The 23,668-nt window shown below is 48.9% G+C and carries 19 protein-coding genes, 8 tRNA genes and 1 rRNA gene; all 28 read right to left on the bottom strand.

All coding sequences use genetic code 11. The annotated features are described in order from the left end of the window. Positions 1 to 44: 44 nt before the first annotated feature. The 28 genes from ACWGXJ_RS00935 to ACWGXJ_RS00800 all read right to left on the bottom strand — a co-directional run bounded on the left by ACWGXJ_RS00935 (position 45) and on the right by ACWGXJ_RS00800 (position 23,480). The gene (locus ACWGXJ_RS00935) at positions 45 to 995 is read right to left on the bottom strand and encodes an ROK family glucokinase (protein ID WP_452565953.1); all 951 of its coding nucleotides are present in this window, start codon (positions 993 to 995) and stop codon (positions 45 to 47) included. Positions 996 to 1,287: 292 nt separating this feature from the next. Continuing rightward, positions 1,288 to 2,241: a thioredoxin-disulfide reductase gene (gene trxB / locus ACWGXJ_RS00930; RefSeq protein ID WP_013308252.1), complete on the bottom strand. Its 954-nt coding sequence runs from the start codon at positions 2,239 to 2,241 to the stop codon at positions 1,288 to 1,290. Between the two features lie 39 nt (positions 2,242 to 2,280). Then, positions 2,281 to 4,050, bottom strand: a complete 1,770-nt coding sequence (locus ACWGXJ_RS00925) for a tetratricopeptide repeat protein (RefSeq protein WP_452565952.1) — start codon at positions 4,048 to 4,050, stop codon at positions 2,281 to 2,283. A gap of 236 nt (positions 4,051 to 4,286) precedes the next feature. Further along, positions 4,287 to 5,111 (bottom strand): histidinol-phosphatase HisJ, encoded by an 825-nt coding sequence (gene hisJ, locus ACWGXJ_RS00920; RefSeq protein ID WP_452565951.1) that lies wholly within the window; start codon positions 5,109 to 5,111, stop codon positions 4,287 to 4,289. A 36-nt stretch (positions 5,112 to 5,147) separates the two neighbouring features. Continuing rightward, positions 5,148 to 5,879, bottom strand: coding sequence for a bifunctional phosphoribosyl-AMP cyclohydrolase/phosphoribosyl-ATP diphosphatase HisIE (hisIE, locus tag ACWGXJ_RS00915; protein ID WP_254351799.1), 732 nt, complete (start codon positions 5,877 to 5,879; stop codon positions 5,148 to 5,150). After that, positions 5,876 to 6,634: an imidazole glycerol phosphate synthase subunit HisF gene (hisF, locus tag ACWGXJ_RS00910; RefSeq protein WP_452565950.1), complete on the bottom strand. Its 759-nt coding sequence runs from the start codon at positions 6,632 to 6,634 to the stop codon at positions 5,876 to 5,878. The genes hisIE and hisF overlap by 4 nt, the downstream gene beginning before the upstream one ends. Positions 6,635 to 6,645: 11 nt before the next feature. Next, the gene (hisA, locus tag ACWGXJ_RS00905; RefSeq protein ID WP_452565949.1) at positions 6,646 to 7,377 is read right to left on the bottom strand and encodes a 1-(5-phosphoribosyl)-5-[(5-phosphoribosylamino)methylideneamino]imidazole-4-carboxamide isomerase; all 732 of its coding nucleotides are present in this window, start codon (positions 7,375 to 7,377) and stop codon (positions 6,646 to 6,648) included. A 95-nt stretch (positions 7,378 to 7,472) separates the two neighbouring features. Next, a complete protein-coding gene (gene hisH / locus ACWGXJ_RS00900) occupies positions 7,473 to 8,102 on the bottom strand; it encodes an imidazole glycerol phosphate synthase subunit HisH (RefSeq protein ID WP_069290799.1) in 630 nt (209 codons plus the stop codon). A 3-nt stretch (positions 8,103 to 8,105) separates the two neighbouring features. Beyond that, positions 8,106 to 8,714: an imidazoleglycerol-phosphate dehydratase HisB gene (gene hisB, locus ACWGXJ_RS00895; protein ID WP_069292045.1), complete on the bottom strand. Its 609-nt coding sequence runs from the start codon at positions 8,712 to 8,714 to the stop codon at positions 8,106 to 8,108. After that, positions 8,698 to 10,011 (bottom strand): histidinol dehydrogenase, encoded by a 1,314-nt coding sequence (hisD, locus tag ACWGXJ_RS00890; protein ID WP_452565948.1) that lies wholly within the window; start codon positions 10,009 to 10,011, stop codon positions 8,698 to 8,700. Before hisD ends, hisB begins: the two co-directional genes overlap by 17 nt. 72 nt (positions 10,012 to 10,083) lie before the next feature. Next, complete coding sequence (gene hisG, locus ACWGXJ_RS00885) at positions 10,084 to 10,725, bottom strand: ATP phosphoribosyltransferase (RefSeq protein WP_452565947.1); 642 nt, start codon at positions 10,723 to 10,725, stop codon at positions 10,084 to 10,086. After that, entirely contained in the window at positions 10,722 to 11,927 is a 1,206-nt protein-coding gene (locus ACWGXJ_RS00880; protein ID WP_069290796.1) for an ATP phosphoribosyltransferase regulatory subunit, read from the bottom strand. The genes hisG and ACWGXJ_RS00880 overlap by 4 nt, the downstream gene beginning before the upstream one ends. 343 nt (positions 11,928 to 12,270) lie before the next feature. Next, positions 12,271 to 13,422, bottom strand: coding sequence for an acyltransferase (locus tag ACWGXJ_RS00875; RefSeq protein ID WP_452565946.1), 1,152 nt, complete (start codon positions 13,420 to 13,422; stop codon positions 12,271 to 12,273). A 146-nt stretch (positions 13,423 to 13,568) separates the two neighbouring features. Continuing rightward, the gene (locus tag ACWGXJ_RS00870; RefSeq protein WP_134902363.1) at positions 13,569 to 14,063 is read right to left on the bottom strand and encodes an acyltransferase; all 495 of its coding nucleotides are present in this window, start codon (positions 14,061 to 14,063) and stop codon (positions 13,569 to 13,571) included. Continuing rightward, a complete protein-coding gene (gene ppaX, locus ACWGXJ_RS00865) occupies positions 14,060 to 14,713 on the bottom strand; it encodes a pyrophosphatase PpaX (RefSeq protein WP_452565945.1) in 654 nt (217 codons plus the stop codon). The genes ACWGXJ_RS00870 and ppaX overlap by 4 nt, the downstream gene beginning before the upstream one ends. Further along, complete coding sequence (lgt, locus tag ACWGXJ_RS00860; RefSeq protein ID WP_452565944.1) at positions 14,710 to 15,765, bottom strand: prolipoprotein diacylglyceryl transferase; 1,056 nt, start codon at positions 15,763 to 15,765, stop codon at positions 14,710 to 14,712. The genes ppaX and lgt overlap by 4 nt, the downstream gene beginning before the upstream one ends. Before the next feature lie 47 nt (positions 15,766 to 15,812). Beyond that, the gene (hprK, locus tag ACWGXJ_RS00855) at positions 15,813 to 16,751 is read right to left on the bottom strand and encodes an HPr(Ser) kinase/phosphatase (RefSeq protein WP_013308232.1); all 939 of its coding nucleotides are present in this window, start codon (positions 16,749 to 16,751) and stop codon (positions 15,813 to 15,815) included. A 348-nt stretch (positions 16,752 to 17,099) separates the two neighbouring features. Continuing rightward, positions 17,100 to 18,224: an ABC transporter ATP-binding protein gene (locus tag ACWGXJ_RS00850; protein ID WP_250259927.1), complete on the bottom strand. Its 1,125-nt coding sequence runs from the start codon at positions 18,222 to 18,224 to the stop codon at positions 17,100 to 17,102. Between the two features lie 103 nt (positions 18,225 to 18,327). Continuing rightward, positions 18,328 to 19,470, bottom strand: coding sequence for a PucR family transcriptional regulator (locus ACWGXJ_RS00845; RefSeq protein ID WP_452565943.1), 1,143 nt, complete (start codon positions 19,468 to 19,470; stop codon positions 18,328 to 18,330). A 159-nt stretch (positions 19,471 to 19,629) separates the two neighbouring features. Beyond that, positions 19,630 to 19,702, bottom strand: a tRNA-Lys gene (locus ACWGXJ_RS00840). Between the two features lie 7 nt (positions 19,703 to 19,709). Further along, positions 19,710 to 19,795, bottom strand: a tRNA-Tyr gene (locus ACWGXJ_RS00835). Between the two features lie 9 nt (positions 19,796 to 19,804). After that, positions 19,805 to 19,877: transfer RNA gene (locus tag ACWGXJ_RS00830), tRNA-Phe, on the bottom strand. A 78-nt stretch (positions 19,878 to 19,955) separates the two neighbouring features. Continuing rightward, a tRNA-Asp gene (locus ACWGXJ_RS00825) sits at positions 19,956 to 20,032 on the bottom strand. A 23-nt stretch (positions 20,033 to 20,055) separates the two neighbouring features. After that, positions 20,056 to 20,131: transfer RNA gene (locus tag ACWGXJ_RS00820), tRNA-Thr, on the bottom strand. A gap of 4 nt (positions 20,132 to 20,135) precedes the next feature. Beyond that, positions 20,136 to 20,211, bottom strand: a tRNA-Val gene (locus ACWGXJ_RS00815). 10 nt (positions 20,212 to 20,221) lie between these two features. Beyond that, a tRNA-Met gene (locus tag ACWGXJ_RS00810) sits at positions 20,222 to 20,298 on the bottom strand. A 31-nt stretch (positions 20,299 to 20,329) separates the two neighbouring features. Continuing rightward, a tRNA-Ser gene (locus ACWGXJ_RS00805) sits at positions 20,330 to 20,421 on the bottom strand. A 130-nt stretch (positions 20,422 to 20,551) separates the two neighbouring features. Further along, positions 20,552 to 23,480 (bottom strand): 23S ribosomal RNA (locus ACWGXJ_RS00800). Positions 23,481 to 23,668 lie beyond the last annotated feature (188 nt).

The following is a 23,668-nucleotide window of genomic DNA, read 5'->3' as shown; positions in this document are numbered from 1 at the left end:
TTCTTCGCTCTATACCAGTACCCGTATTATCAATAACCTGTGAATCAGGAGCGTAGCAGCAACCCTGCAGCCCCTACGATACCTGCGTCATTGCCTAACACCGCTGGTACGATATATACACCCTTTTGAAGCGGTTCAGGTACCAACTTGGCGTATACGCGACGCATCTCTTCAAATAAAAAGTCGCCTGCTTTAGAAACACCGCCGCCTATAATAAACAACTCTGGATTAAGCACAGCGGCAACCGCTGCCATGGATTTCCCCAAATAAAAGGCAGCCCGGTTCACGATACGCAGCGCGACTTCATCTCCAGCTTTAGCAGCATCAAATACTTCCTTGGCAGCAATTTGATCTTCCAGCGCCAGAGAGGTCCGGTCGCCACGTTCCACAGCGTCCTTGGCCATACGAATGATGCCTGTTGCGGAAGATACAGTTTCCAAGCAACCCATTTTGCCGCATCCACACTGAATAGCCTCCAGATCAGGTACGACGCTGATATGGCCAATTTCTCCGGCCATGCCCGAAGAACCTTGGTATATTTTACCGTTTATAATAATACCGCCACCTACGCCTGTTCCCAGGGTATAGCATACGCAGTTTTCTATGCCTTTGCCTGCACCAGCCCAAGCCTCACCCAGCGCAGCAACATTCGCATCGTTGTCTATTTTCACAGGCTTGCCAATCCGGTTCTCTAGGAGCGCACGGATCGGTACGTCACGAAAGCCAATATTAGGAGCGAGGACAATAATACCATCACGAACATTCGTAAAACCTGCAACGCCTGCACCGACACCCTTTAGTTGATCCCACTCATAAGGAGATTGCTCAACAATATGCCGCACATATTTTTCGATATTACCGATGACAACGTCTACACCTTTATCGGTTTCGGTTGGTCCCTCATATGTGTGCAAAAGCTGTCCGTTTTCATTACAAATGCCGACTTTAATCGCGGTACCGCCCAAATCGACACCTACATAGATACTTTCAGACATGTTCCAAGCCACCTTTGTGTTTACTTAAAAACCTGGTATGAAATATACGATTACAATTCCTACTTCATAATAGTATTCCTACGTTCCAACTATAATTGAAGCCCCCGTTACGGTCAAGGACACTTCCTTGTTGAAAAGTGTACGATTAGCGGAACTTTTAACCTCATGCACCCATAAAAAGGAGAAAGCCTGTGCAAACGCAGCAGGCTTTCTCTTCCTGAACAAAAGATACGGCATAACAGAGGCTTCCTTCGCTCTCCTGCTAGCCTTTTTGTGTACTATAGTCACTCTTTTATTGATCCAGTGTTTCGCTCCAGTCGTGAACAGCACTGCCTTCGAGATACTTCTCGCAGTCCATAGCCGCCATACAGCCCGTTCCCGCAGCCGTAATAGCTTGCCGGTAACGGTTATCCTGTACATCCCCACAGGCAAAAACTCCGGGGATATTCGTTTCTGTTGTGCCTGGCTTCACTACAATATAGCCGTGTTCATCGGTATGGATTTGTCCGTTCAGGAAACCTGTGTTCGGTGTATGACCGATGGCTACGAATACGCCATCTACCTCAATCAGCTCATCCTGATTGGTCTCATTATTGTGTACCTTCAAACCCTTTAAGCCAGCTTCTCCCGTTACAACTTCCAGAGGAGTCCGGTTTAATGCCCAATGTACTTTTTCGTTCTCACGCGCACGATCTTGCATAATTTTGGACGCCCGCAACTCATCGCGACGATGGACCAAGGTTACACTGGAAGCAAAACGGGTCAAGAAGCTCGCTTCCTCCATGGCTGAATCGCCACCGCCAACCACGACAATCTTTTTCCCGCGGAAAAAGAAGCCATCGCAAGTTGCGCACGTGCTGACTCCGCGACCTACATTGTCTTGCTCGCCCGGAATGCCTAGATATTTGGCGGACGCACCTGTAGCAATAATGACCGACTCCGCCTCAATGATGCCTTTACCCTCTACCTTCACTTTAAAAGGACGTTTGCTGAAATCCACTTCCTCAACCCAACCGGAAGTAAATTCAGCGCCAAAACGTTCAGCCTGCTTGCGCATATTATCCATCAGTTCAGGCCCGAGGATACCTTGCTCAAAACCCGGGAAATTTTCAATTTCGGTCGTTGTAGTAAGCTGCCCACCGGGCTGCATCCCTTCAATGATCAGCGGATTCATGTTAGCGCGTGCCAAATAAATAGCGGCTGTGTAGCCTGCAGGACCTGTACCAATAATTATGGATTTATACATACGTTTGTTGCCTCCTTTAAGTGATGTTTGGAGCAGGTCTCAGACCTGCTTTTTAAACGTGGAGAGCGGTTGCTTCAGCTTCTGTTTGATACCACACACGCTGTCAATCTGGCGTGCATAGCGGCTTACGGTCGATACGGAAATACCATAACGATCGGCTACTTCCTGATAGGTGACTGAATGATGATGCATTTTAGCTGTCAAATATTCCAGCGCCGCTGCCCATCCCTCAGTATGCTGAACCATCGGAACTTCCGGGGCAAGCCGATCCAAATACTCCAGCCAAAGCGATCTCAAATCGTGCTGCATGGCCGGATCTGATGGCTTGCTCATGACGGTCAGTACCTTATCCAGCACTGCCTGCCATTGTGGATCGACCGGGGAAGCAGATACACCACCTTCAATTGTATGCGGATCGTTCTCAACCTCCAACTGATCAGAATGTTCCGTTTCCGGGTACATTTTCTGCTCACCCTGCTCCACCAGCTCTTGCAATACTTGCAAGGCACGGCGTTTCAGTTCATCCTCCTGGTCCGGGTCTTCTACGAAGGACTCCAGTGCCTGACGCACCTCATCATCACCGATCAAGCTTAACGCCTGAATGACCTGAAGCTGAGTCGCCCGATCCCCGTGGCGCAAGGCCCAGAAGAAGGATGACCGGATTAGCGGGTCCTTCTTCATACTGTCAGGCACTTGGTCAGCACCAAACTTCTCCCACATGCGGAATTGCTCCTCAAACGGGAGATGATAATGATAGCTGAGCACTTGCAGCGGTGTACCCTCCCGCTGGAGTTCCTCCAGTCGGGACAGGAAAAACCGCGGAACTTCCGAGGAAGCATCCTGCTTTTGCAAATGACTCCACAACCGCCGAGCTTCCGCATATCTTCCGGTATTGCTAGCAGCTACCGCCGTGTAATGGTACAAAGAAGCATCCGCATTGTTCTCTCCATCGCCATGAAGCAACCTGCGGAAATGTCTGTAGGCCTCCTCATGGCGTCCGAGAATCCCCATAGTGGTCGCCAGCTTGAATACCTGCTCCTCCTGAAACGGTATAGTAACCGCCAAAGTCTGCACCAGACGATCCAATTCCGGGCCGCCGCCTTCGTGCTGATAAAAGATCGCCAAGTTGCACAATGCGTGTAAATTACCCGGCTCATCTTCCAGCACTTGAATAATGGTAGCCTTAGCATTTTGGAACAATCCCATGTAGTAATACGCCAGCGCCAGATTATTCCGCGCAGCGAACATATCCGGTTGTTCCTCTGAAATTTGCTTGAGCAACTGGGCTGCCTGAGCAAATTTCCCCTCCTCCAGCAGGACACGAGCCTGATCATGCTCTACTACTCCCTGCCGGGCCTTAATGCGGTTCAGCTTCGTTGGACGGTCCAGCTCATAATAGAGCAGCTCCATCATTTCCTCCGCTTCATCAAGAAACTGGCCTTCTTCGTCCTCCTCCAGGTACGTGACCAATGCTTTCTCCGCTTCTTCAAACTGCTCCATATTAGCGTAATTATTCGCCATATAGAAATAACACTCTGTCATCGACGAGTCTACGTCACTCAGAACAGAGGACAGGATCTCATTCGAACCTGCATAATCCCCCATCTCTGATAATATACCCGCCATATTGCAATGATTCACCGGATTATCCGGTTCATATTCAACGGCTTTGCGAAAATATTTCAATGCCTTGTCATAATGATTGCGATCAAGCGAGCGCACAGCTTTCTCAAAAAAGAAAGATGCGTCGAAACGCAAAGCAATAATTTTAGGGCTAGGTTCCGATACTCGCAGATGTTTCCCTTTCATAAATAACCAAGGCACCTCCTTTAAAAGTAACTGGCATGTTCATACCCTTCAGTATACCACAACTTCAAAACGACTTGACAGTCGATCCTGCCTCATTCCAAAAATCGGATACACTCTTGTATACCTATAGATATGTATATAAGAATACGCTAAATAGCCGAGCGCTTTTTCCCTGTAGAAATAGAGAGCGTTCGGCTAACCACTGGAAATGATACTTAGCCCAATAAACGTAATAATTAAAGCATCAGCGGCACCAGCGAGCGCTCGCGATGCTGAAATACGGCAAGCTCGCGATAGCCGACTTCATATAGAAGCGCGCGTGCCTTCTCCAAGTGCTCGGACAGCTTCGCCGGATCATGAGCATCCGATCCTACGGTCAGCGGGATGCCTAGCGAAAAAGCTTCTTCCAGCATGCGGCGGCTCGGGAACATCTCGGCACAGGGCTTCGAAAGCCCTGATGCATTCAGTTCCATCGCCCGACCGCTACGGGCAACGGCTGAAATTGCGGCACGCTCCAGTTCACGCAGCTCCTCCATTTCCTCCGGCCTCGGATGATAGCCGAAGCGCTTAATGACATCCAAATGACCCATGATGTCATACAAACCGGTAGCTGCCGCCTTGGAAACCGCATCATAATACGTGCGGTACACCTCAAGCACATTTTTGCCTTCCCAATGGTGTACCTGACGGAAGTCCGTGACATCCCATTCACCGAGAAAATGGACGGAACCAATCACATAATCCCAGGGATACGCGGTGATGATGTCTTCGATTTCTCGTTCCCAGCCCTCGATGTAGTCGCCTTCCAAGCCAACACGAATATCAATTTGCCCTTTAAAACGTTCCTTCAGTTCCAAACATTCTTCCACGTATCGGGGCAGCTCCTCCATAGGCATTGCCATTTCCGGGTAATAGTCAGCCGGTTTTACATGCAGTAGTGGCATGTGATCGGACAAGCCGAGCTGATCCAGCCCTAGCCGAATTCCCTGCTGCACATACTCTTCCAGACTCCCTATGGCATGCCCGCAGCGGGCGTGATGCGTATGATAGTCAATTTTCATGCGGCTCCCCCCCTTTCAACACTACAACAAACCGTACTAATCACGACGAGGACGTTCATGGCGGCGATTCAACTCAGCCAGCACGTCATCGAGCGGTAGCTTACGCTCCTGCAACAGCACCAGCAGGTGATAAATCAAATCGCTGACCTCCAGGCGCAGTTCGTCATTATCTTTATTTTTGGCGGCAATGATTGTCTCGGATGCTTCTTCGCCAACCTTTTTCAAGATTTTGTCTACACCTTTATCAAAAAGATAAGTCGTGTAGGCCCCTTCAGGACGTGTCTCTTCGCGCTCCTTAATAATCGCCTCCAGCTGGGCAAGTACCTCAAAGCGGTCTGCTGAAGCACTGGAAACACCATTTACCAACGTGTGGTCTCCTGCTTTTCCTGCAACAGGTGCTACAGCGGTTCCTGGCGCGGAAATATTACGAAAAAAACAGCTCGTTGCTCCTGTATGACAGGCAGGACCGCTCGGAATGACACGTACCAACAGGGCATCACCGTCACAATCCAGCTGGATGGAGGTGATTTTTTGCGTATTCCCCGAAGTAGCCCCCTTGTGCCACAGCTCCTGTCTTGAACGTGACCAGAACCAGGTCTCTCCCGACTCCAAAGATAGTTTCAGCGACTCGCGGTTCATGTAGGCCAGCGTAAGCACCTGAAGCGTAGCATCATCCTGCACAATCGCCGAGACAAGTCCTGCCTCATTCCAGCGTACATTATCCAGTATCTGCTCCAGAGATAGCTGTTGGTTCAATTCGTTGCTCATCGTATCTCCACTCCTCTGCGCTTCAAATCCCGTTTTAGCTCAGGGATTCCTATTTCTTTATAATGAAAAATCGTTGCTGCTAATCCAGCATCCGCTTTGCCCGCCGTAAACACGTCATAGAAATGCTCCTGTTTGCCTGCTCCGCCAGAAGCGATAACTGGAATCCCGATGGTATCCGATACCGCAGAAGTCAGTGGCAGGTCAAAGCCGTCCTTGGTTCCGTCCGCATTCATGCTGGTCAGCAGAATCTCACCGGCTCCCAACTGTTCAGCTTCCTTGGCCCAGGCCAAGGCTCGGATACCAGATGGCGTGCGACCTCCGTGTGTATACACTTCCCACTCGTCCCACGCCTCGTTGTACTTGGCATCAATGGCAACAACGATACATTGTGAGCCAAAGCTGCGCGCACCCTCCGCAATCAACTGAGGGTTACGGACAGCTGCCGTATTTACGCCGATTTTATCAGCTCCGGCACGCAAAATGCGTTTCATATCATCGACATGAGATATCCCGCCACCTACGGTGAAAGGAATGGCAATTTCCCCGGCTGTCTGACGAACTACTTCTTCCATGGTGGCACGCCCTTCAACTGAAGCAGAAATATCCAGAAATACGATTTCGTCCGCCCCTTCTCGATCATAAAGTGCCGCCAATTCCACCGGATCGCCTGCATCGCGTAAGTTCACAAAATTAACGCCCTTAACCACCCTGCCATCCTTTACATCCAAGCAGGGAATAATACGTTTAGCCAGCATGCCTACTCCCCCTATGCCTTTGCTACAGCTTGTACGGCGACCTGTAAATCAATGCTGCCCGTATACAATGCCTTACCCACAATAGCACCGCCTACACCCTCTTTCGCATAGGTGCTCAGCGTGATTAGATCGTCCATCTTGCTGACACCGCCGGAAGCGATCACGGTTCGTCGACTGCTTTTCGCAAGCGCTACGATCGCCTCCACATTCGGGCCTTGCATCATTCCGTCGCGGGAAATGTCTGTAAAAATGAACGTTTCAGCTCCCTTGGAGGCCAACTCAGCAGCCAATTCGTCCGCTCGAACCTCCGAGGTTTCAAGCCATCCGCGCGTGGCCACATAGCCATTCCGTGCATCCAGACCAATGGCGATCCGATCACCGTAGGTACCCAATACCGCTTCCGTAAAAGCACGGTCCTCAATCGCTGCCGTACCCAAGATCACACGGCTCACGCCCAGCGACAACAGTCGCTCTACATGTTCACGTGTACGCAAGCCGCCACCCACTTGTACAGGCACTTGCACCGCAGAAGCGATGCGCCCAATGAGCTCATCGTTCACCGGTTGACCTGCTTTAGCACCGTCCAAATCAACCAAATGAATGTAGGAGCCGCCCAAACGCTCCCATTCTTGGGCAACCTCCACCGGGTTTTCGTTGTATATCGTCTCCTGGTTATAATCTCCTTGTACCAGTCGTACACATTTGCCATTGCGAATATCAATCGCCGGGTATATCGTGAACAAAGTATGACCCCCTTGTGAGCTATTCAACATCTATATGCCTTTACATCCATCAACGACCAAAGTGGGCGTACCACCAACTGCATACTCACGAATCGTTACGCTCGCTTTTCCACTTCCGCTAGTTCCAAAAACTGACGAAGCAGTCGCATCCCCATTGCCCCGCTTTTCTCTGGGTGGAACTGCATGCCATATACATGGCCTCTGCCCACGATAGCTGTTACGGGCCCGCCATAATCGGTCACCGCCAGCAGGTCACTTTCGACCTCCGGCTTCGCATGATAGGAATGCACAAAATACACATGTCCTTCCTCCAAGCCCTGTAACAACGGGTGGTCCGGCTGAATCATACACAGACGATTCCAGCCCATATGCGGCACTTTAACCCCCAGATCAGGAGCAAATCGAACGACCTCGCCTGGTAAAATATTAAGCCCTTCGTGACTGCCGTATTCTTCACCACGAGTGAACAACAGTTGCATTCCTAGACAAACACCGAGCAGTGGTTGTCCAGCGCTGGCAACCTCCTGAATTACCCGATCCAATCCGCTGGAACGCAAATGCTCCATAGCGTCCCCGAATGCCCCTACACCTGGCAAAATCACACCGCTGGAGGAACGAATCACTTGGGCATCTCCCGTTACTACAGCCTCATAGCCAAGACGTTCAACGGCCTTGCTCACACTATGCAGATTGCCTCTGCCGTAATCCACAATAGCAATAGACATGGACTACAGCACTCCCTTCGTTGAAGGCACTCCCGTCACCCGCGGATCAATGGATGTCGCTTCATCCAGTGCACGTCCCAGCGCTTTGAACACCGCCTCAATCATATGGTGGGTATTTTGCCCGTAGTGAACGATGACGTGTAGCGTCATGCGAGCCTCCAACGCAAATTTCCACAAAAATTCATGCACCAGCTCCGTCGAAAAGCTCCCTACCTGCTGTGACGGATACTCCGCACGATACTCAAAGTGAGGGCGGTTACTCAGATCAATGACAACCTGCGCGAGCGCCTCATCCATCGGTACAAAGACGCTGGCATAGCGCTTGATTCCTCTTTTATCACCCAACGCTTCCAGCAAGGTTTGCCCCAGACAAATACCAATATCCTCTACGGTATGATGATCGTCGATATCAACATCCCCTCTGGCCTGTACATTCAGGTCAAAGTGTCCGTGCTTGGTGAACAAATCCAGCATGTGATTCAGAAACGGAACATCCGTTTCAATCTCAGCTTGCCCTGTGCCGTCTACTGCAAAAGATAGCTGAATATCCGTTTCGTTCGTCTTTCGGCTGACGCTGCCTGTACGTTCTGTTACGTTATTTTCGTTCCCCATCGCCATCCACCGCCTTCTTTTCATTGTCCAATCGAACTTGTATCGCCCGTGCGTGTCCTTCCAGTCCTTCATGGCGGGCAAGCTGCATAATCGTCTCTCCATTGCGCAGCAGTGCTTCCTTGCTGTAATAGATCATACTCGACTTCTTGATAAAATCATCAATATCCACTGGCGAAGAAAACCGCGCCGTTCCATTCGTCGGGATAATGTGGTTAGGTCCGGCAAAATAATCGCCTACTGGCTCCGAGCTGTATGCTCCCAGGAAAATAGCTCCCGCGTTTTCAATCAGACCCACATGCTCCATCGGCTGCTCTGTCATAATTTCCAAATGTTCCGGCGCCAGTCGGTTTACAATATGGATGCCCTCTTCCAAAGTGTCGACGACAATGATAGCCCCATATGCCTCCACCGATGCAGCAGCAATATCTCTGCGCGGCAGCTCCGCCAATTGGCGCTGTACTTCAACTGATACTTCTTCGGCCAAGCGTTGCGAAGGCGTAACCAGTATGGCTGAGGCCATTTCGTCATGTTCTGCCTGTGAAAGCAGGTCAGCTGCTACATAAGAGGCATTTGCTGTATCGTCAGCCAACACGACAATTTCACTTGGTCCCGCTATACTGTCGATATCCACCGCGCCATACACCTCGCGCTTCGCCAGCGCTACATAAATGTTGCCGGGACCGCAAATTTTATCGACTGGCTCAATGCTATGTGTTCCGTAAGCGAGAGAGGCGATCGCCTGCGCTCCGCCAACCCTATATATTTCCGTTACACCAGCCTCTGCCGCAGCTACCAGTGTATATGGATCTATCCCTGCCTTGCCGCCTGTCGCCGGGGGTGTCACCATGACAATCTCCGGTACACCAGCCACCTGAGCGGGAATGACATTCATCAGCACTGAGGATGGATAGGCTGCTTTACCGCCCGGAACATACACGCCTACACGTTTCAACGGTCGGATAATTTGACCGAGCAAGCTACCATCTGGCTGTAAGTCCATCCACGAATTACGTTTTTGCTTCACGTGAAAAGCACGGATATTATCCGCCGCCTCTCGAATCGTCTGTAAAAAAGAAGGCTCTACCTTATCATATGCCGCCTTCAATTCTTCCTCCGTCACACGAAGTTGCTCTGCTGTCAGCGATACACCATCAAACGATTGCGTATATCGCAGGACAGCCTCATCCCCCTCTTGGCGTACCGACTGAATAATGGTACGCACAGCCTCATTTTGCTCAGGTGTGCCGTAATCCACCTCCCGTTGGAGACTGAAATCACGGGCTGATACGATCTTCATTTGTCCATTCCCCCTTACTTGCAGCTTGCAGAATGCCCCTTTAACCATTGGCTTATTCCTTTAGTCCATTTACTACCGGGGTATCACCGCATTTGGAATCACCTGATGCAATCGATCACACAATGCCTGAATCGAGCTGTTTTTCATCCGGTAGCTGACCCGATTGGCAATCAGACGACTGGTAATATCCAGTATGCTGATTTGCTCGACCAATCCATTCTCCCGCAAGGTCTGCCCCGTTTCTACCATATCAACAATGCGGTCTGCCAGACCAATTAACGGCGCCAGCTCAATGGAGCCATTCAGCTTAATAACCTCCACCTGCTGGCCTTGCTCCCGAAAATACTGGGAAGCCACATTCGGATATTTTGTAGCGACCCGCTGACGAATACCTGGCTGCCAATCTGGTAAAGCAATCACCGACATCCGACAACGGGCAATCCCCAGATCCAGCAGTTCATACACATCCTTGTTTTCTTCCAGCAAAACATCCTTGCCCACAATGCCAATGTCCGCCGCCCCGTACTCCACATACGTAGGAACATCAACGGGCTTCGCCATAATAAATTCCATGCCCAGTTCGGGCAGTGGGATGACCAGCTTGCGCGTCTCGTCCACATCCAGCGGAATGGGAACCCCCGCTCGGCGAAATAGCTCAGAAGCCTGCTTATAAATCCGTCCCTTTGGCATGGCTACCTTCAATGTTTCCGTCACGGCAATTCCCTCCTTTGTACTGGCTGTCTTCCTTCAGCTGTATAGCTGTATACCTCTGCGTACAGGCCCTGCTGCTCACGACGTCGATCTTCCGGTCCGTCCGTGAGCCCTGTCACCACAGTAAGACCTGTTGCGCGTAGCTGTGCCGCTACGGATAACGCCTCTTGGCGTCCCTGTTCGTCATAGCGGATAAGTATAGGAAGCTTCGCCTCCATTTGAATACCATCCACACCATCGACGATCCGGTTCGTTTTCAATGCAAATCCTGTTGCAGGTACGGATCGACCAAACTGCTGAAGCAGATTGTCATAGCGGCCTCCGTTGCATACCGGGAACCCAATCTCCGCCGCATAGCCCTCAAAAGTCATTCCTGTATAATATGAAAAATCCCCGATCATGGTAAGGTCGATTAACACATGCTCAGATACGCCGTAAGCCTCCAGCACTTCCCACACCTCGCACAAATGTGCAATGGATTGAATCGTCTGCTGCTCCACACTAAGACGGGTAGCCTGGTCACAAATTTCTTTTCCACCGCGCAACCGAAGAATAGCTTCCAACTTATCCCGATGTTCGGATGCCAAGCCCAAAGCTTCGATCGCTGTTCGGTAGCCCACTACATCACGACTGAGCAACAGTTCCTTTAGCGCTTGTTGTTCAGCCTGGCGGCCTGGAATGATTTCCTCAAATAAGCCGTTCAGGAATCCCACATGCCCCATCGCAATTTTAAAAGAGGTCACCCCTGCTGCCTGTAATGATGCAATTGCCAATGCTACAACTTCTGCATCAGCCTCAGGCGAATCATCACCCACCAGTTCCACACCCGTCTGAAAAAACTCCGCTTCTCTTCCTGCCTCTTCCTCAATCGCCCGAAATACATTTGCGTGATAGGAAAGTCGGAGAGGTACTTCCTCTTCCTTTAGCAACGAAGATACCACCCGTGCAATTGGAGCGGTCATATCCGATCGCAGCACCAACGTGGTCCCCCGGTTATTGAGTAATTTAAACAGCTTCCGATCGGAAGTAGAACTAGCCACTCCCACCGTATCGTAGTATTCCATCGTAGGCGTCATAATCTGGCGGTAACCCCAACGCTCCATGCATTCGAGTACATTCAGTTCAATGGCCCGCAGCTTCGACACTGCACGCGGAAGATAATCTCGAACCCCTACAGGGATCTCAAATCCTTTTGGCTTAGACATCTCTATCACCTCATGATTTTACAATATCTTTATCATGGTAAAGTGCTAACAAACTAAAGTATATTCGATATATTATCATGCTCTACTTGTGAACGTCAACCGAACGGCGCAGCCCTTTTTTACAGATTCGCCAAGCTGCTGCCCCTCTCTATATTTTATCCAATGCAAAATACATGAATCCTATATGAAAAACATCTATCAACGTATTTTCACGGAGCAAGACCGCGCCTACGTTAATTTTTTTGTGCATATAGAGTTGTTCAGCTCCACTGAAAATTTTTATAAATTCTATACTCTAAAAAAAAGACTGCCAGCTTTAAGCTAACAGTCCAAATCAAAATATTTAGCTATTCACCTGTTCATCTTTACTCCGGGAAGGAAACTTCGGAACCGTGCCCAAACCGATCCATGCAAATGGAACATATCGAAAACACAGCGTCACAATCAGCCATGAGCCAAACAGCGCCAACAACCATCCACCGGCAACGGAGAAGATATATTCTATCGGTGTTCCATGCAAATCTAACTTGCGATACACCCGCAGTAACGCCGGGTGAAGTAAATAAATACCGAAAGAACATGCCCCCAACCAACTGATTAACATTCGCAGCCTATCATTAGTATGACGATATAATAAAACCGAGCACTGAAACAACACTAATGCAGATACGAGGGCATGTGCATTACGGAGTAGTTCATAGATCAGTGAGTCTGCATAGATGCCTTTGCGATATGCTACAAACCATATTTGTACATAAGCTATACCCACGAGTAGCCAAGCCGCCCACAACCCCCACCAACTGATCAACTGACCACGTCTAATTACTGTACCTGACACTGGAAAAAGCCACTTTTTAAACCCTTCATATCCAATCGCTACAGCTGCGCCCAAGGCAAAATAACTGATATACGTAATCGCAAGACTTCCTCTTTCCTCTTGCCAAACGTATTTGTTCAGCAATACGAATCCCCATTGAATGACTAACCCTACTGCCAAAATGATACAGGCTGCTCTCCGTGGACTCGATATCCAATGACATAAGCGCTGCACTCCCCACAACAACAGCGGGAAGACCAAATAAAATTGGATGATGATGATGACATAATACAAATGCGTATACGCCTTACCCGTTAACAGCACGAGTGGAAGATCACTGAGCGGCATTAACCCGCGTGTTACCAAGGTCAAATAATACACAAGAGAAAACAAAACGTACGGTAACACAATAAACATCAGTCTTTTTCGGAAAAACACAAGCATATTCTTACCACGAAGCGGCCTATCGACATAATTGTAAAATAAAACAAACCCGCTCACAAAAATAAATACTGGCACTGCAAAGCTACTAAACATATTTAAAAATAAAAAAGGATAAAACAATAGAGAATGACGCGCATCAACTAAAGCCATTGAAGTCGCATGAATGGTAACAACGGCTGCAATTAATATTCCCCGGTAAATATCAAGCTCTGGTATACGTTCTTTTTTGACCAAATCAACACGCTCCCATATCGCCTTGCAAATATGTCTTTTATCAATTTTTAAACATAATCAACATGCATTACCCCACTTATTATACAGAAAAACAACACAAGAAAGACCCCTTAATACATAAGGGGCCTTCCTTATTGTGCTATTTACTACTCATCCACACCAGAGCGTCTTAAATCACGCAACGGATTGCCACCCACAAATGCACCTGCGGGCACGTCTTTATGCACGACCGCTCCAGCCGCTACGATAGCTCCGTCACCAATGGTGACACCCGGCAGAATGGTTGTGTTGGCGCCGATCAGCACATGATCACCAATCACCACTTTACCGATACGATACTCCTCAATGAGGTATTCGTGAGCCAGTATCGTCGTGTTATATCCAATGACCGAATTGTTCCCTATCGTAATATGCTCCGGAAAAAAAACATCCACCATCACCATCAGGCCGAAGGCCGCATGTTGCCCCACCTTCATCCCCAGCATTCTGCGGTAAATGACGTTTTTCAGAGAAAGCACAGGACAATACCGGGCAATCTGTATAAAAATAAAGTTCTTAATGCCTTTCCAGCGGCTCACCGTCCGATAAATCTGCCACAACGCATTGGGACCTTCTACAGGATAGCGGTTCACCTTTCTCACGATACATTGACACCTTGAAGCTCCAGCTTCAGCAAATCCCGCATATCATGCAACATGTAGTCAGGCCCATATCCGCGCAGAGTTTCCTCGCCCTTGAGCGACCAAGCTACACCAGCCGATTTCACACCTGCTGCCTGAGCTGACAAAATATCAAAAGAACTGTCTCCGACCATCAATGTATGCTTTGCTTCAGCATTCAAGCCTGCTAAGGCCCTAAGGACTGGCTCAGCGTGTGGCTTAGGATGCTCTACATCGTCCACCGTCACAATATAATCCATAGAGGAAGTCAGATTGAACAGATTAAGTACACGTATCGTGGATGGTCGTATTTTAGTGGTCACAACTCCTAGCTTAATTCCTCTCGCACGCAACTCCTGAATAACCTCAATGACATATGGAAATGGCTTCACCATTTGATCATGATGAATCTGATTATAAGCACGGTAGTCCTTAACTAGCCCAGATACATCCGTTAATCCCGAAAAAGTACGGAGTTGATCGTCCAGCGTTCCACCCATATGAGGAATAATATGTTCCCGCGTCAGCGGATCAGCATCCGGATGATTCAAAATGTGTAGAAATGTGCTGATAATCAACTCATTCGTATCCATGATGGTGCCGTCTAAATCAAACAAAATCGTATTTATCATAGATGCTCCTTCTTGTCCTCGTCCGTGTCTTCCTTAGGTAGCTTATCCGCCGTAGCTGTTGGAGGAACCGCATCTTGTCCTGGACGGGATACCTGTTCTGGCGTCACGTCAGGTACCTGATCAATCCCCGCTTTACTGGAGATAACCGGATCGCTATACCGAGCAACAGATGTGCCCTTCCGGCGACGAACCAAAATGAAAATCACGGCAGCCACCACAATGAAAATAGGCAGCAATTGTGATATCCGTACGTTACCGTAACTTGGGTCCAGATGCCCTGGTTCAAACCCTAACCATACCATAGGAGACCACAGGGCATTTACAAAGGAAGCGAGCCAATCCGGTCCCTGAAAAGCCAAACTGTCCGTCCGTACACGCTCGATGAAAAAACGACCAATCGAGTACCAAATGAAGTAAAACGCGAACATTTCGCCTGCACGTACAAATTTCATACGACGAATGACGAGCAGTAAAATCACACCTACAATACTCCACAGTGATTCATATAAAAATGTAGGGTGATGAAACACCCCGTTAACGTTCATCTGATTCACAATGAAGTCCGGCAGATGCAGTTGATTTCGCAAAAAAGTCTCTTCCGTCGGTCCACCGTAGGCTTCCTGATTGACAAAATTACCCCAGCGTCCAATCGCTTGACCGATTAGTAGACCTGGTGCGCAAATATCAGCGATACGCCAGAAGTTATACCCTTTATACCGGAAATAAATGACCGCACATATAATGGCCCCGATCAAGGCACCGTATATCGCAATACCACCATTCCAAATTTTAAAAACATCCCATAGATTATCTCGGTAGTCTTCCCATTTGAAGGCTACATAATAAATACGCGCTCCAATAATTGCTGATGGAACACCCAGAAGCAGCATATCCATAAAAAAGTCCTGCGGAATACCGAATCTTTTTCCTTCACGGATGGCAAGATATAAACCCACAAGCGCCGCCAGCCCCAAAATAAGCCCATACCAGTGGACCTTGATTGCCCCGATTGAAAAAGCGATCGGATTCAGCAGTAATGTTGCCGTTGACATATGTTTCTCTCACTCCTCGTTCTTCCTTGCAAACGAACAAACCAAACTTAATCCATCTCTTCCATATCTTCAGAAATCGTAGCAGTCAGCTTGTTTGTAAATTGCAGGGCTGCATTAACGCCCATTTGTTTCAAACGATAGTTCATCGCCGCCACCTCGATAATAACAGCCAAGTTTCGGCCCGGACGAACTGGGATCGTAACCAATGGAACATCTGTATCAATAATGCGTGTCGTTTCCTCATCAAGACCAAGACGGTCATACTGCTTGTCCTGCTGCCATGCCTCCAGACGGACAACCAATGTAATCCGTTTGTTGTTACGAACTGCACCAGCACCAAACAGCGTCATCACATTAATAATGCCCACGCCACGAATTTCCAACAGGTGACGGATCAGCTCAGGTGCTGTACCATGCAGCTGAAAATCGGACGTTTGCCGAATTTCTACCGCATCATCTGCTACCAAGCGATGTCCACGTTTAACCAGTTCCAGTGCTGTTTCACTTTTACCAATTCCACTACTTCCTGTGATAAGCATTCCCACGCCATACACGTCACACAGTACACCATGAATAGTCGCCGTAGGAGCCAGCTTTCTTTCGAGAAAGCCTGTGATGCGGCTTGATAAAATCGTCGTCGCCATATTAGTGCGCAGTACAGGAATATCCCGCTCTGCACTCGCCTCTACTAACTCAGCTGGTACCTCCAGACCACGTGTGATGATAATACATGGAGTCAGCTCTGTACACAGACGCTCCATCCGATCCCGTCGCTCCTCAGGAGGAAGCATCCCCAGAAAAGCCAACTCAGACCTTCCAAGAAGCTGTACCCGCTCCTGTGTATGATATTCAAAATACCCGGCCATCTCCAGACCTGGGCGATTCAAATCATCCACTGTGATCAGTCTTCGCAGACCTTTTTCACCAGAAATAACTTCCATTTGAAACTGCTGTACAAGCTCGGATACCTTTACCTGTTTAGCCATTGTATTCTCCCCTTCATCTGCAACACCGGATTCTATACGTCATTTGATTTATGTAGCTTTACCCTATTAACCAACAGCCCTACGCCAGTCTATGCTGCACTGCATCAATCCACACTCCACTTGATTTAACACTATGGTTCCAGGCTAACTCTATTCCGACAGCTGGATTGATCCCATCTAGGACCCTTGCCAACGAACCTTGCCTGTATCTAGACCTGTACCATTGTACCCATCGTATCGGAATTTTCCAATGAATGCAATGCCGAAGCTAGTAGCCGTATGCGATATACAAAAAGAGTCGCAGTTCTCCGCTTGGGGAAAACTGCGACTCTCTTCCAGAGGCAAATTTTATTCGCCAACCAGAATACTCAATTCCGATTCCTTATCAAAAATATGAACCTTGTTCATATCAACAGCCAACTTCGCTTTGACACCATCACGAGTATTGGAACGTCCGTCTACACGAGCAATAATCGTATCATTTCCGGCACCGCTCAGGTACAACAGCATTTCATGACCGAGATTTTCCGTTACATCCACAGTGGATGTAAAGATCGTATTCGGAGAAGCCTCCAAGAATACAGGCTCTTCATGAATATCCTCAGGACGGATACCCAAGATCACATCTTTGCCGATATAGCCCTTCGCTTTTAAAATCTGTCCTTTACCTTCTGGTACGAACAGATCCAGACCTGGCGCAGTAAAATGCAATGCACCTTCTTTTTCAACCAGCTTACCTGTGATAAAGTTCATCGTAGGAGAGCCGATAAAACCAGCAACGAACAGATTCACTGGACGGTTGTACAGTTCATCTGGGGATGCAGCTTGTTGGATAATACCATCCTTCATAACTACAATCCGATCACCCATCGTCATGGCTTCAATCTGGTCATGTGTTACATAGATACAAGTGGTTTCAAGGCGTTTAACCAGTTTAGTGATTTCAGCACGCATTTGACCACGAAGTTTAGCATCCAAGTTGGAGAGCGGCTCATCCATCAGGAAGACTTGAGGATCGCGGACGATCGCACGGCCCAGAGCGACACGTTGGCGTTGACCACCGGACAGCGCCTTAGGTTTACGTTCCAACAAGTGCTCGATATCGAGGATTTTGGCAGCTTCGCGTACTTTCTTGTCGATTTCTTCTTTCTTAACTTTGCGCAGTTTCAGACCAAACGCCATGTTCTGGTACACGCTCATGTGCGGATACAGGGCGTAGGATTGGAATACCATCGCTATATCGCGGTCCTTTGGAGCCACGTCATTCACAACGCGATCCCCAATGTACAATTTACCATCTGAAATTTCCTCCAGACCAGCAATCATACGAAGTGTAGTAGACTTCCCGCAACCGGAGGGACCAACCAATACGAGGAATTCTTTATCTCGAATGTCCAAATTGACATCAACAACCGTAGCTTTATCTGCACCCGGATATTTTTTGAAAATATGCTCTAAACGTACACCAGCCATAGCATTTGCCTCCCTAAGATCAAGTTATGAAATCGAATACATTTCTTACTTGTATCTTACCCTAGTCCTTGTAGCGTGGCTATTCGCAAACTGCACAAAGATGCTATTTCCTTTTTGTCACTTTGTACAATAGCAGATAGAGCTTGACCAAAACTGCATCATTAAACGTCCGCACGTCCAATCCGGTCTCCTGTTTGATCTTGTCCAAACGGTAAATCAATGTATTTCGATGCACATAGAGACGCTTAGCTGTCTCACTCACATTACAATCCAATTGAAAAAAGATATCTAATGTAGCCATCGTTTCTGAGTCTTCCAGTATGACAGATGATTTCATTACCTGTTCTAAAAATAGTACGCGTTGTTCCTTGGGAATGCGGTTTAACAGCCTTTCCAAATGAAGCTCCCATGAAAAGTGGATGTGCTCTGTTACATGAAAAATCTTGCCCAGATGTATCGTCTCCCATAACAAATTCAGCTCTTGGGGAAGACTTTGCAAAGGGATCGAAGGCTTAGAAACCGCCAAATGGAATACACCCACCCACTCATTCGCAATAAGCTCATATAGGCCCAAGCTAAAAGCTGTAAGAACCTCCTCCAGCGATTCCGTAAAATCTGCATCCCTGGATTCAGTGTCTTTATCCCGTTCATCGTCCGCTCCTAATAAAAGCTCCTTTTTAGCCATAATCAGCCAAGACTGTTCGTCCAATGGAGTAAGCAGCACTTCCCCCCCAAAATAGCTCGCGAACAATCGATGGAGCTGCGTATAAGTAATAGCCCCCTCCTGTGTTCCCTCGCCATTCAGTAAAATCGGGACTATGCACGCTGATAGCGAATCACGAAGCTGCAATTCATCAGGAACCTCTTCTTCCCTGTTTAGATTGGCAGCCTGCTGTATGAGCCATTGTCCAAAACGATTCATCCGCTCTTCCTCGCTATAAACTGGGTTATCCGACAATTGTGGACCGTTCTGCCAGACCTGCTCCATGTTCCCCAATAGCGCTTCTACCAGTTTCCGTTCTCGATCCGTCAAATATCTGGCCTCTACCACAAAGGCAGCCAGTTCACCTGCCGACGCACGAAACGGAAAATATAGCTTGTTGTCATGGACAAACGATCTATCCGGTATAACTGAATCGGCTGTCTCTCCCTCTGCCATCATTTCCGGGTACCAAGGCACTATGGTAAAAGGCGCTTGAATAATATTCTGAAGCTGTTGCTGAATCCATTCTGTATTCAGAGTCACGCGATCACCACTTCACTTTTTTTAGAATATAGAATAAGCACTAAGCGAACATAATGAACTCATTATAACCTGTCGATACCGTAAAATAAAAAAGCTATATAAAAACATAACTTAAAACAACACAAAAAAAGCCATCAACCTATAGTTGATGACTTCTGATGAGCCATGAAGGACTCGAACCTTCGACACCCTGATTAAAAGTCAGGTGCTCTACCAACTGAGCTAATGGCTCGTAAAACTGGTGGAGGATGATGGATTCGAACCACCGAACCCGTAAGGGAGCAGATTTACAGTCTGATGCGTTTGGCCACTTCGCTAATCCTCCATATAAAGGTGGCTCGGGACGGAATCGAACCGCCGACACGAGGATTTTCAGTCCTCTGCTCTACCGACTGAGCTACCGAGCCATATCCATTAACAAAAAAATAAAGTGCGGAGGGATACCCCTTCCCACTTTAGTACGGTAAAACTATTGAATTGAAAAATGGCGGAACTGACGGGATTCGAACCCGCGATCTCCTGCGTGACAGGCAGGCATGTTAGGCCTCTACACCACAGTTCCCTATATTTTTCAAAATTCAAAAATGGTGCCGGCGAGAGGACTTGAACCCCCAACCTACTGATTACAAGTCAGTTGCTCTACCAGTTGAGCTACACCGGCACAATGGTGGAGGCTGAGGGGATCGAACCCCCGACCCTCTGCTTGTAAGGCAGATGCTCTCCCAGCTGAGCTAAGCCTCCTGGGTATGTATGGTAGCGGCGGAGGGGATCGAACCCCCGACCTCACGGGTATGAACCGTACGCTCTAGCCAGCTGAGCTACACCGCCATAACATAATATTTCGCTAGCTTGTCCTAAATGGCGGAGAGAGAGGGATTCGAACCCTCGCACCACTTTCGCAGTCTAACCCCTTAGCAGAGGGTCCCCTTATAGCCACTTGGGTATCTCTCCATATAAATGGACTCGCTTAGCAAAACTCCGCAAGTTATTCTTTAACTCACCAAAGTGATTTGGAATATCAAGCGCAATTTCAAGGTTACACCCTGAAAACTGGATCCGAAACTCATTTGCGTTTTATTCTTAGGATAAGCCCTCGACCGATTAGTATTGGTCAGCTCCATGCATTACTGCACTTCCACCCCCAACCTATCTACCTCGTCGTCTTCAAGGGGTCTTACATACTGGGAAATCTCATCTTGAGGGGGGCTTCACGCTTAGATGCTTTCAGCGCTTATCCCTTCCGTACATAGCTACCCAGCGGTGCTCCTGGCGGAACAACTGGTACACCAGCGGTACGTCCATCCCGGTCCTCTCGTACTAAGGACAGCCCCTCTCAAATTTCCTACGCCCACGACAGATAGGGACCGAACTGTCTCACGACGTTCTGAACCCAGCTCGCGTACCGCTTTAATGGGCGAACAGCCCAACCCTTGGGACCTACTTCAGCCCCAGGATGCGATGAGCCGACATCGAGGTGCCAAACCTCCCCGTCGATGTGGACTCTTGGGGGAGATAAGCCTGTTATCCCCAGGGTAGCTTTTATCCGTTGAGCGATGGCCCTTCCATGCGGTACCACCGGATCACTAAGCCCGACTTTCGTCCCTGCTCGACTTGTAGGTCTCGCAGTCAAGCTCCCTTCTGCCTTTGCACTCTTCGAATGATTTCCAACCATTCTGAGGGAACCTTGGGGCGCCTCCGTTACTCTTTAGGAGGCGACCGCCCCAGTCAAACTGCCCACCTGACACTGTCCTCGCACCGGATTACGGTACCAAGTTAGAACCTAGATACGATCAGGGTGGTATCCCAAGGATGCCTCCTCTCAAGCTGGCGCTCAAGATTCAACGGCTCCCACCTATCCTGTACAGATCGTACCCAAATTCAATATCAAGCTGCAGTAAAGCTCCATGGGGTCTTTCCGTCTTGTCGCGGGTAACCTGCATCTTCACAGGTATTAAAATTTCACCGGATCTCTCGTTGAGACAGCGCCCAAGTCGTTACGCCATTCGTGCGGGTCAGAATTTACCTGACAAGGAATTTCGCTACCTTAGGACCGTTATAGTTACGGCCGCCGTTTACTGGGGCTTCGGTTCATAGCTTCGCTCTTGCGAGCTTACCACTCCCCTTAACCTTCCAGCACCGGGCAGGCGTCAGCCCGTATACTTCGCCTTGCGGCTTCGCACAGACCTGTGTTTTTGCTAAACAGTCGCTTGGGCCTTTTCACTGCGGCCCCCTCGGGCTATTCACCCTACCGAGGCACCCCTTCTCCCGAAGTTACGGGGTCATTTTGCCGAGTTCCTTAACGAGAGTTCTTCCGCGCGCCTTAGAATTCTCTTCTCGCCTACCTGTGTCGGTTTGCGGTACGGGCACCTTCTCCTGGCTAGAGGCTTTTCTTGGCAGTCTGAGATCATGACCTTCGCTACTACAATTTTCGCTCCCCATCACAGCCCAGCCTTAACGATGTGCGGATTTGCCTACACACCAGCCTCACTGCTTAGACGGACATCCATCAGTCCGCGTCACTACCCTACTGCGTCACCCCATCGCTCATAACGGATTACGGTGGTACAGGAATTTCGACCTGTTGTCCTTCGACTACGCCTATCGGCCTCGCCTTAGGTCCCGACTTACCCTGAGCGGACGAACCTTCCTCAGGAACCCTTAGGCTTTCGGCGGATCTGATTCTCACAGATCTTTTCGTTACTCATACCGGCATTCTCACTTGAATGCAGTCCAGCGCTCCTTACGGTACACCTTCAACCCGCATTCAACGCTCCCCTACCCCTGATGCAATGCATCAAGCCATAGCTTCGGTGGTGTGTTTAGCCCCGTTACATTTTCGGCGCAGAGTCACTCGACCAGTGAGCTATTACGCACTCTTTCAATGGTGGCTGCTTCTAAGCCAACATCCTGGTTGTCTGTGCAACTCCACATCCTTTCCCACTTAACACACACTTGGGGACCTTAGCTGATGGTCTGGGCTGTTTCCCTTTCGACAATGGATCTTAGCACTCACTGTCTGACTCCCGGAACTAAATCTATGGCATTCGGAGTTTGACTGAGCTTGGTAACCCTTGCGGGCCCCGCACCCAATCAGTGCTCTACCTCCACGATTCTTCTTTCCGAGGCTAGCCCTAAAGCTATTTCGGGGAGAACCAGCTATCTCCGGGTTCGATTGGAATTTCTCCGCTACCCCCACCTCATCCCCGCATTTTTCAACATGCGTGGGTTCGGGCCTCCAGTGCGTGTTACCGCACCTTCACCCTGGACAGGGGTAGATCACCCGGTTTCGGGTCTACGTCCACGTACTCATTCGCCCTATTCAGACTCGCTTTCGCTGCGGCTTCAGCTCTTCACCTTAACCTTGCACGGGAACGTAACTCGCCGGTTCATTCTACAAAAGGCACGCCATCACCCATAGATCGGGCTCTGACTTCTTGTAAGCACACGGTTTCAGGATCTATTTCACTCCCCTTCCGGGGTGCTTTTCACCTTTCCCTCACGGTACTGCTTCACTATCGGTCGCCAGGGAGTATTTAGCCTTGGCAGATGGTCCTGCCGGATTCATACGGGGTTTCACGTGCCCCGCACTACTCGGGATCCGTCTCGGAGAGAACAAGTTTTGAACTACAGGGCTTTTACCTTCTCTGGCGGGCCTTTCCAGACCTCTTCATCTAACCGGTTCCTTTGTAACTCCATGTGAGACGTCCCACAACCCCAAGGAGCAAGCTCCTTGGTTTGGGCTAATCCGCGTTCGCTCGCCGCTACTGACGGAATCACTATTGTTTTCTCTTCCTCAGGGTACTTAGATGTTTCAGTTCCCCTGGTCTGCCTCTATTCTGCCTATGTATTCAGCAGAAAGTGACTGTCGATGAAGACAGCCGGGTTTCCCCATTCGGACATCCCCGGATCAAAGCTTGCTTACAGCTCCCCGAGGCCTTATCGTTGTTCGCCACGTCCTTCGTCGGCTCCTGGCGCCTAGGCATCCTCCGTGTGCTCTTTGTAGCTTAACCTAGACTTTTCTTTCAAAGAAAGAAAATGTCGATGTTCGATAAAGAATGATTTTTGCCAAAAGCATAATATCTTTCCTTACCTGCTACCTTTATTCCACTTGTTTACACAAGATCAGCTTAAAGGAATATTCTAAAACGCAATTTCGTTTCGGTATCCAGTTTTCAAGGTGCAATGATAATAAATCTTT

Source organism: Paenibacillus sp. S33, assembly GCF_053615415.1.
This window is presented reverse-complemented; position numbering and strand designations above follow the sequence as displayed.

Bases quoted from the DNA above. Each gene is read 5' to 3' on its own strand.
- ACWGXJ_RS00935 (WP_452565953.1), bottom strand. From the start codon at position 995: ATGTCTGAAAGTATCTATGTAGGTGTCGATTTGGGCGGTACCGCGATT.
- trxB (WP_013308252.1), bottom strand. From the start codon at position 2,241: ATGTATAAATCCATAATTATTGGTACAGGTCCTGCAGGCTACACAGCC.
- ACWGXJ_RS00925 (WP_452565952.1), bottom strand. From the start codon at position 4,050: ATGAAAGGGAAACATCTGCGAGTATCGGAACCTAGCCCTAAAATTATT.
- hisJ (WP_452565951.1), bottom strand. From the start codon at position 5,111: ATGAAAATTGACTATCATACGCATCACGCCCGCTGCGGGCATGCCATA.
- hisIE (WP_254351799.1), bottom strand. From the start codon at position 5,879: ATGAGCAACGAATTGAACCAACAGCTATCTCTGGAGCAGATACTGGAT.
- hisF (WP_452565950.1), bottom strand. From the start codon at position 6,634: ATGCTGGCTAAACGTATTATTCCCTGCTTGGATGTAAAGGATGGCAGG.
- hisH (WP_069290799.1), bottom strand. From the start codon at position 8,102: ATGTCTATTGCTATTGTGGATTACGGCAGAGGCAATCTGCATAGTGTG.
- hisB (WP_069292045.1), bottom strand. From the start codon at position 8,714: ATGGGGAACGAAAATAACGTAACAGAACGTACAGGCAGCGTCAGCCGA.
- hisD (WP_452565948.1), bottom strand. From the start codon at position 10,011: ATGAAGATCGTATCAGCCCGTGATTTCAGTCTCCAACGGGAGGTGGAT.
- ACWGXJ_RS00880 (WP_069290796.1), bottom strand. From the start codon at position 11,927: ATGTCTAAGCCAAAAGGATTTGAGATCCCTGTAGGGGTTCGAGATTAT.
- ppaX (WP_452565945.1), bottom strand. From the start codon at position 14,713: ATGATAAATACGATTTTGTTTGATTTAGACGGCACCATCATGGATACG.
- lgt (WP_452565944.1), bottom strand. From the start codon at position 15,765: ATGTCAACGGCAACATTACTGCTGAATCCGATCGCTTTTTCAATCGGG.
- hprK (WP_013308232.1), bottom strand. From the start codon at position 16,751: ATGGCTAAACAGGTAAAGGTATCCGAGCTTGTACAGCAGTTTCAAATG.
- ACWGXJ_RS00850 (WP_250259927.1), bottom strand. From the start codon at position 18,224: ATGGCTGGTGTACGTTTAGAGCATATTTTCAAAAAATATCCGGGTGCA.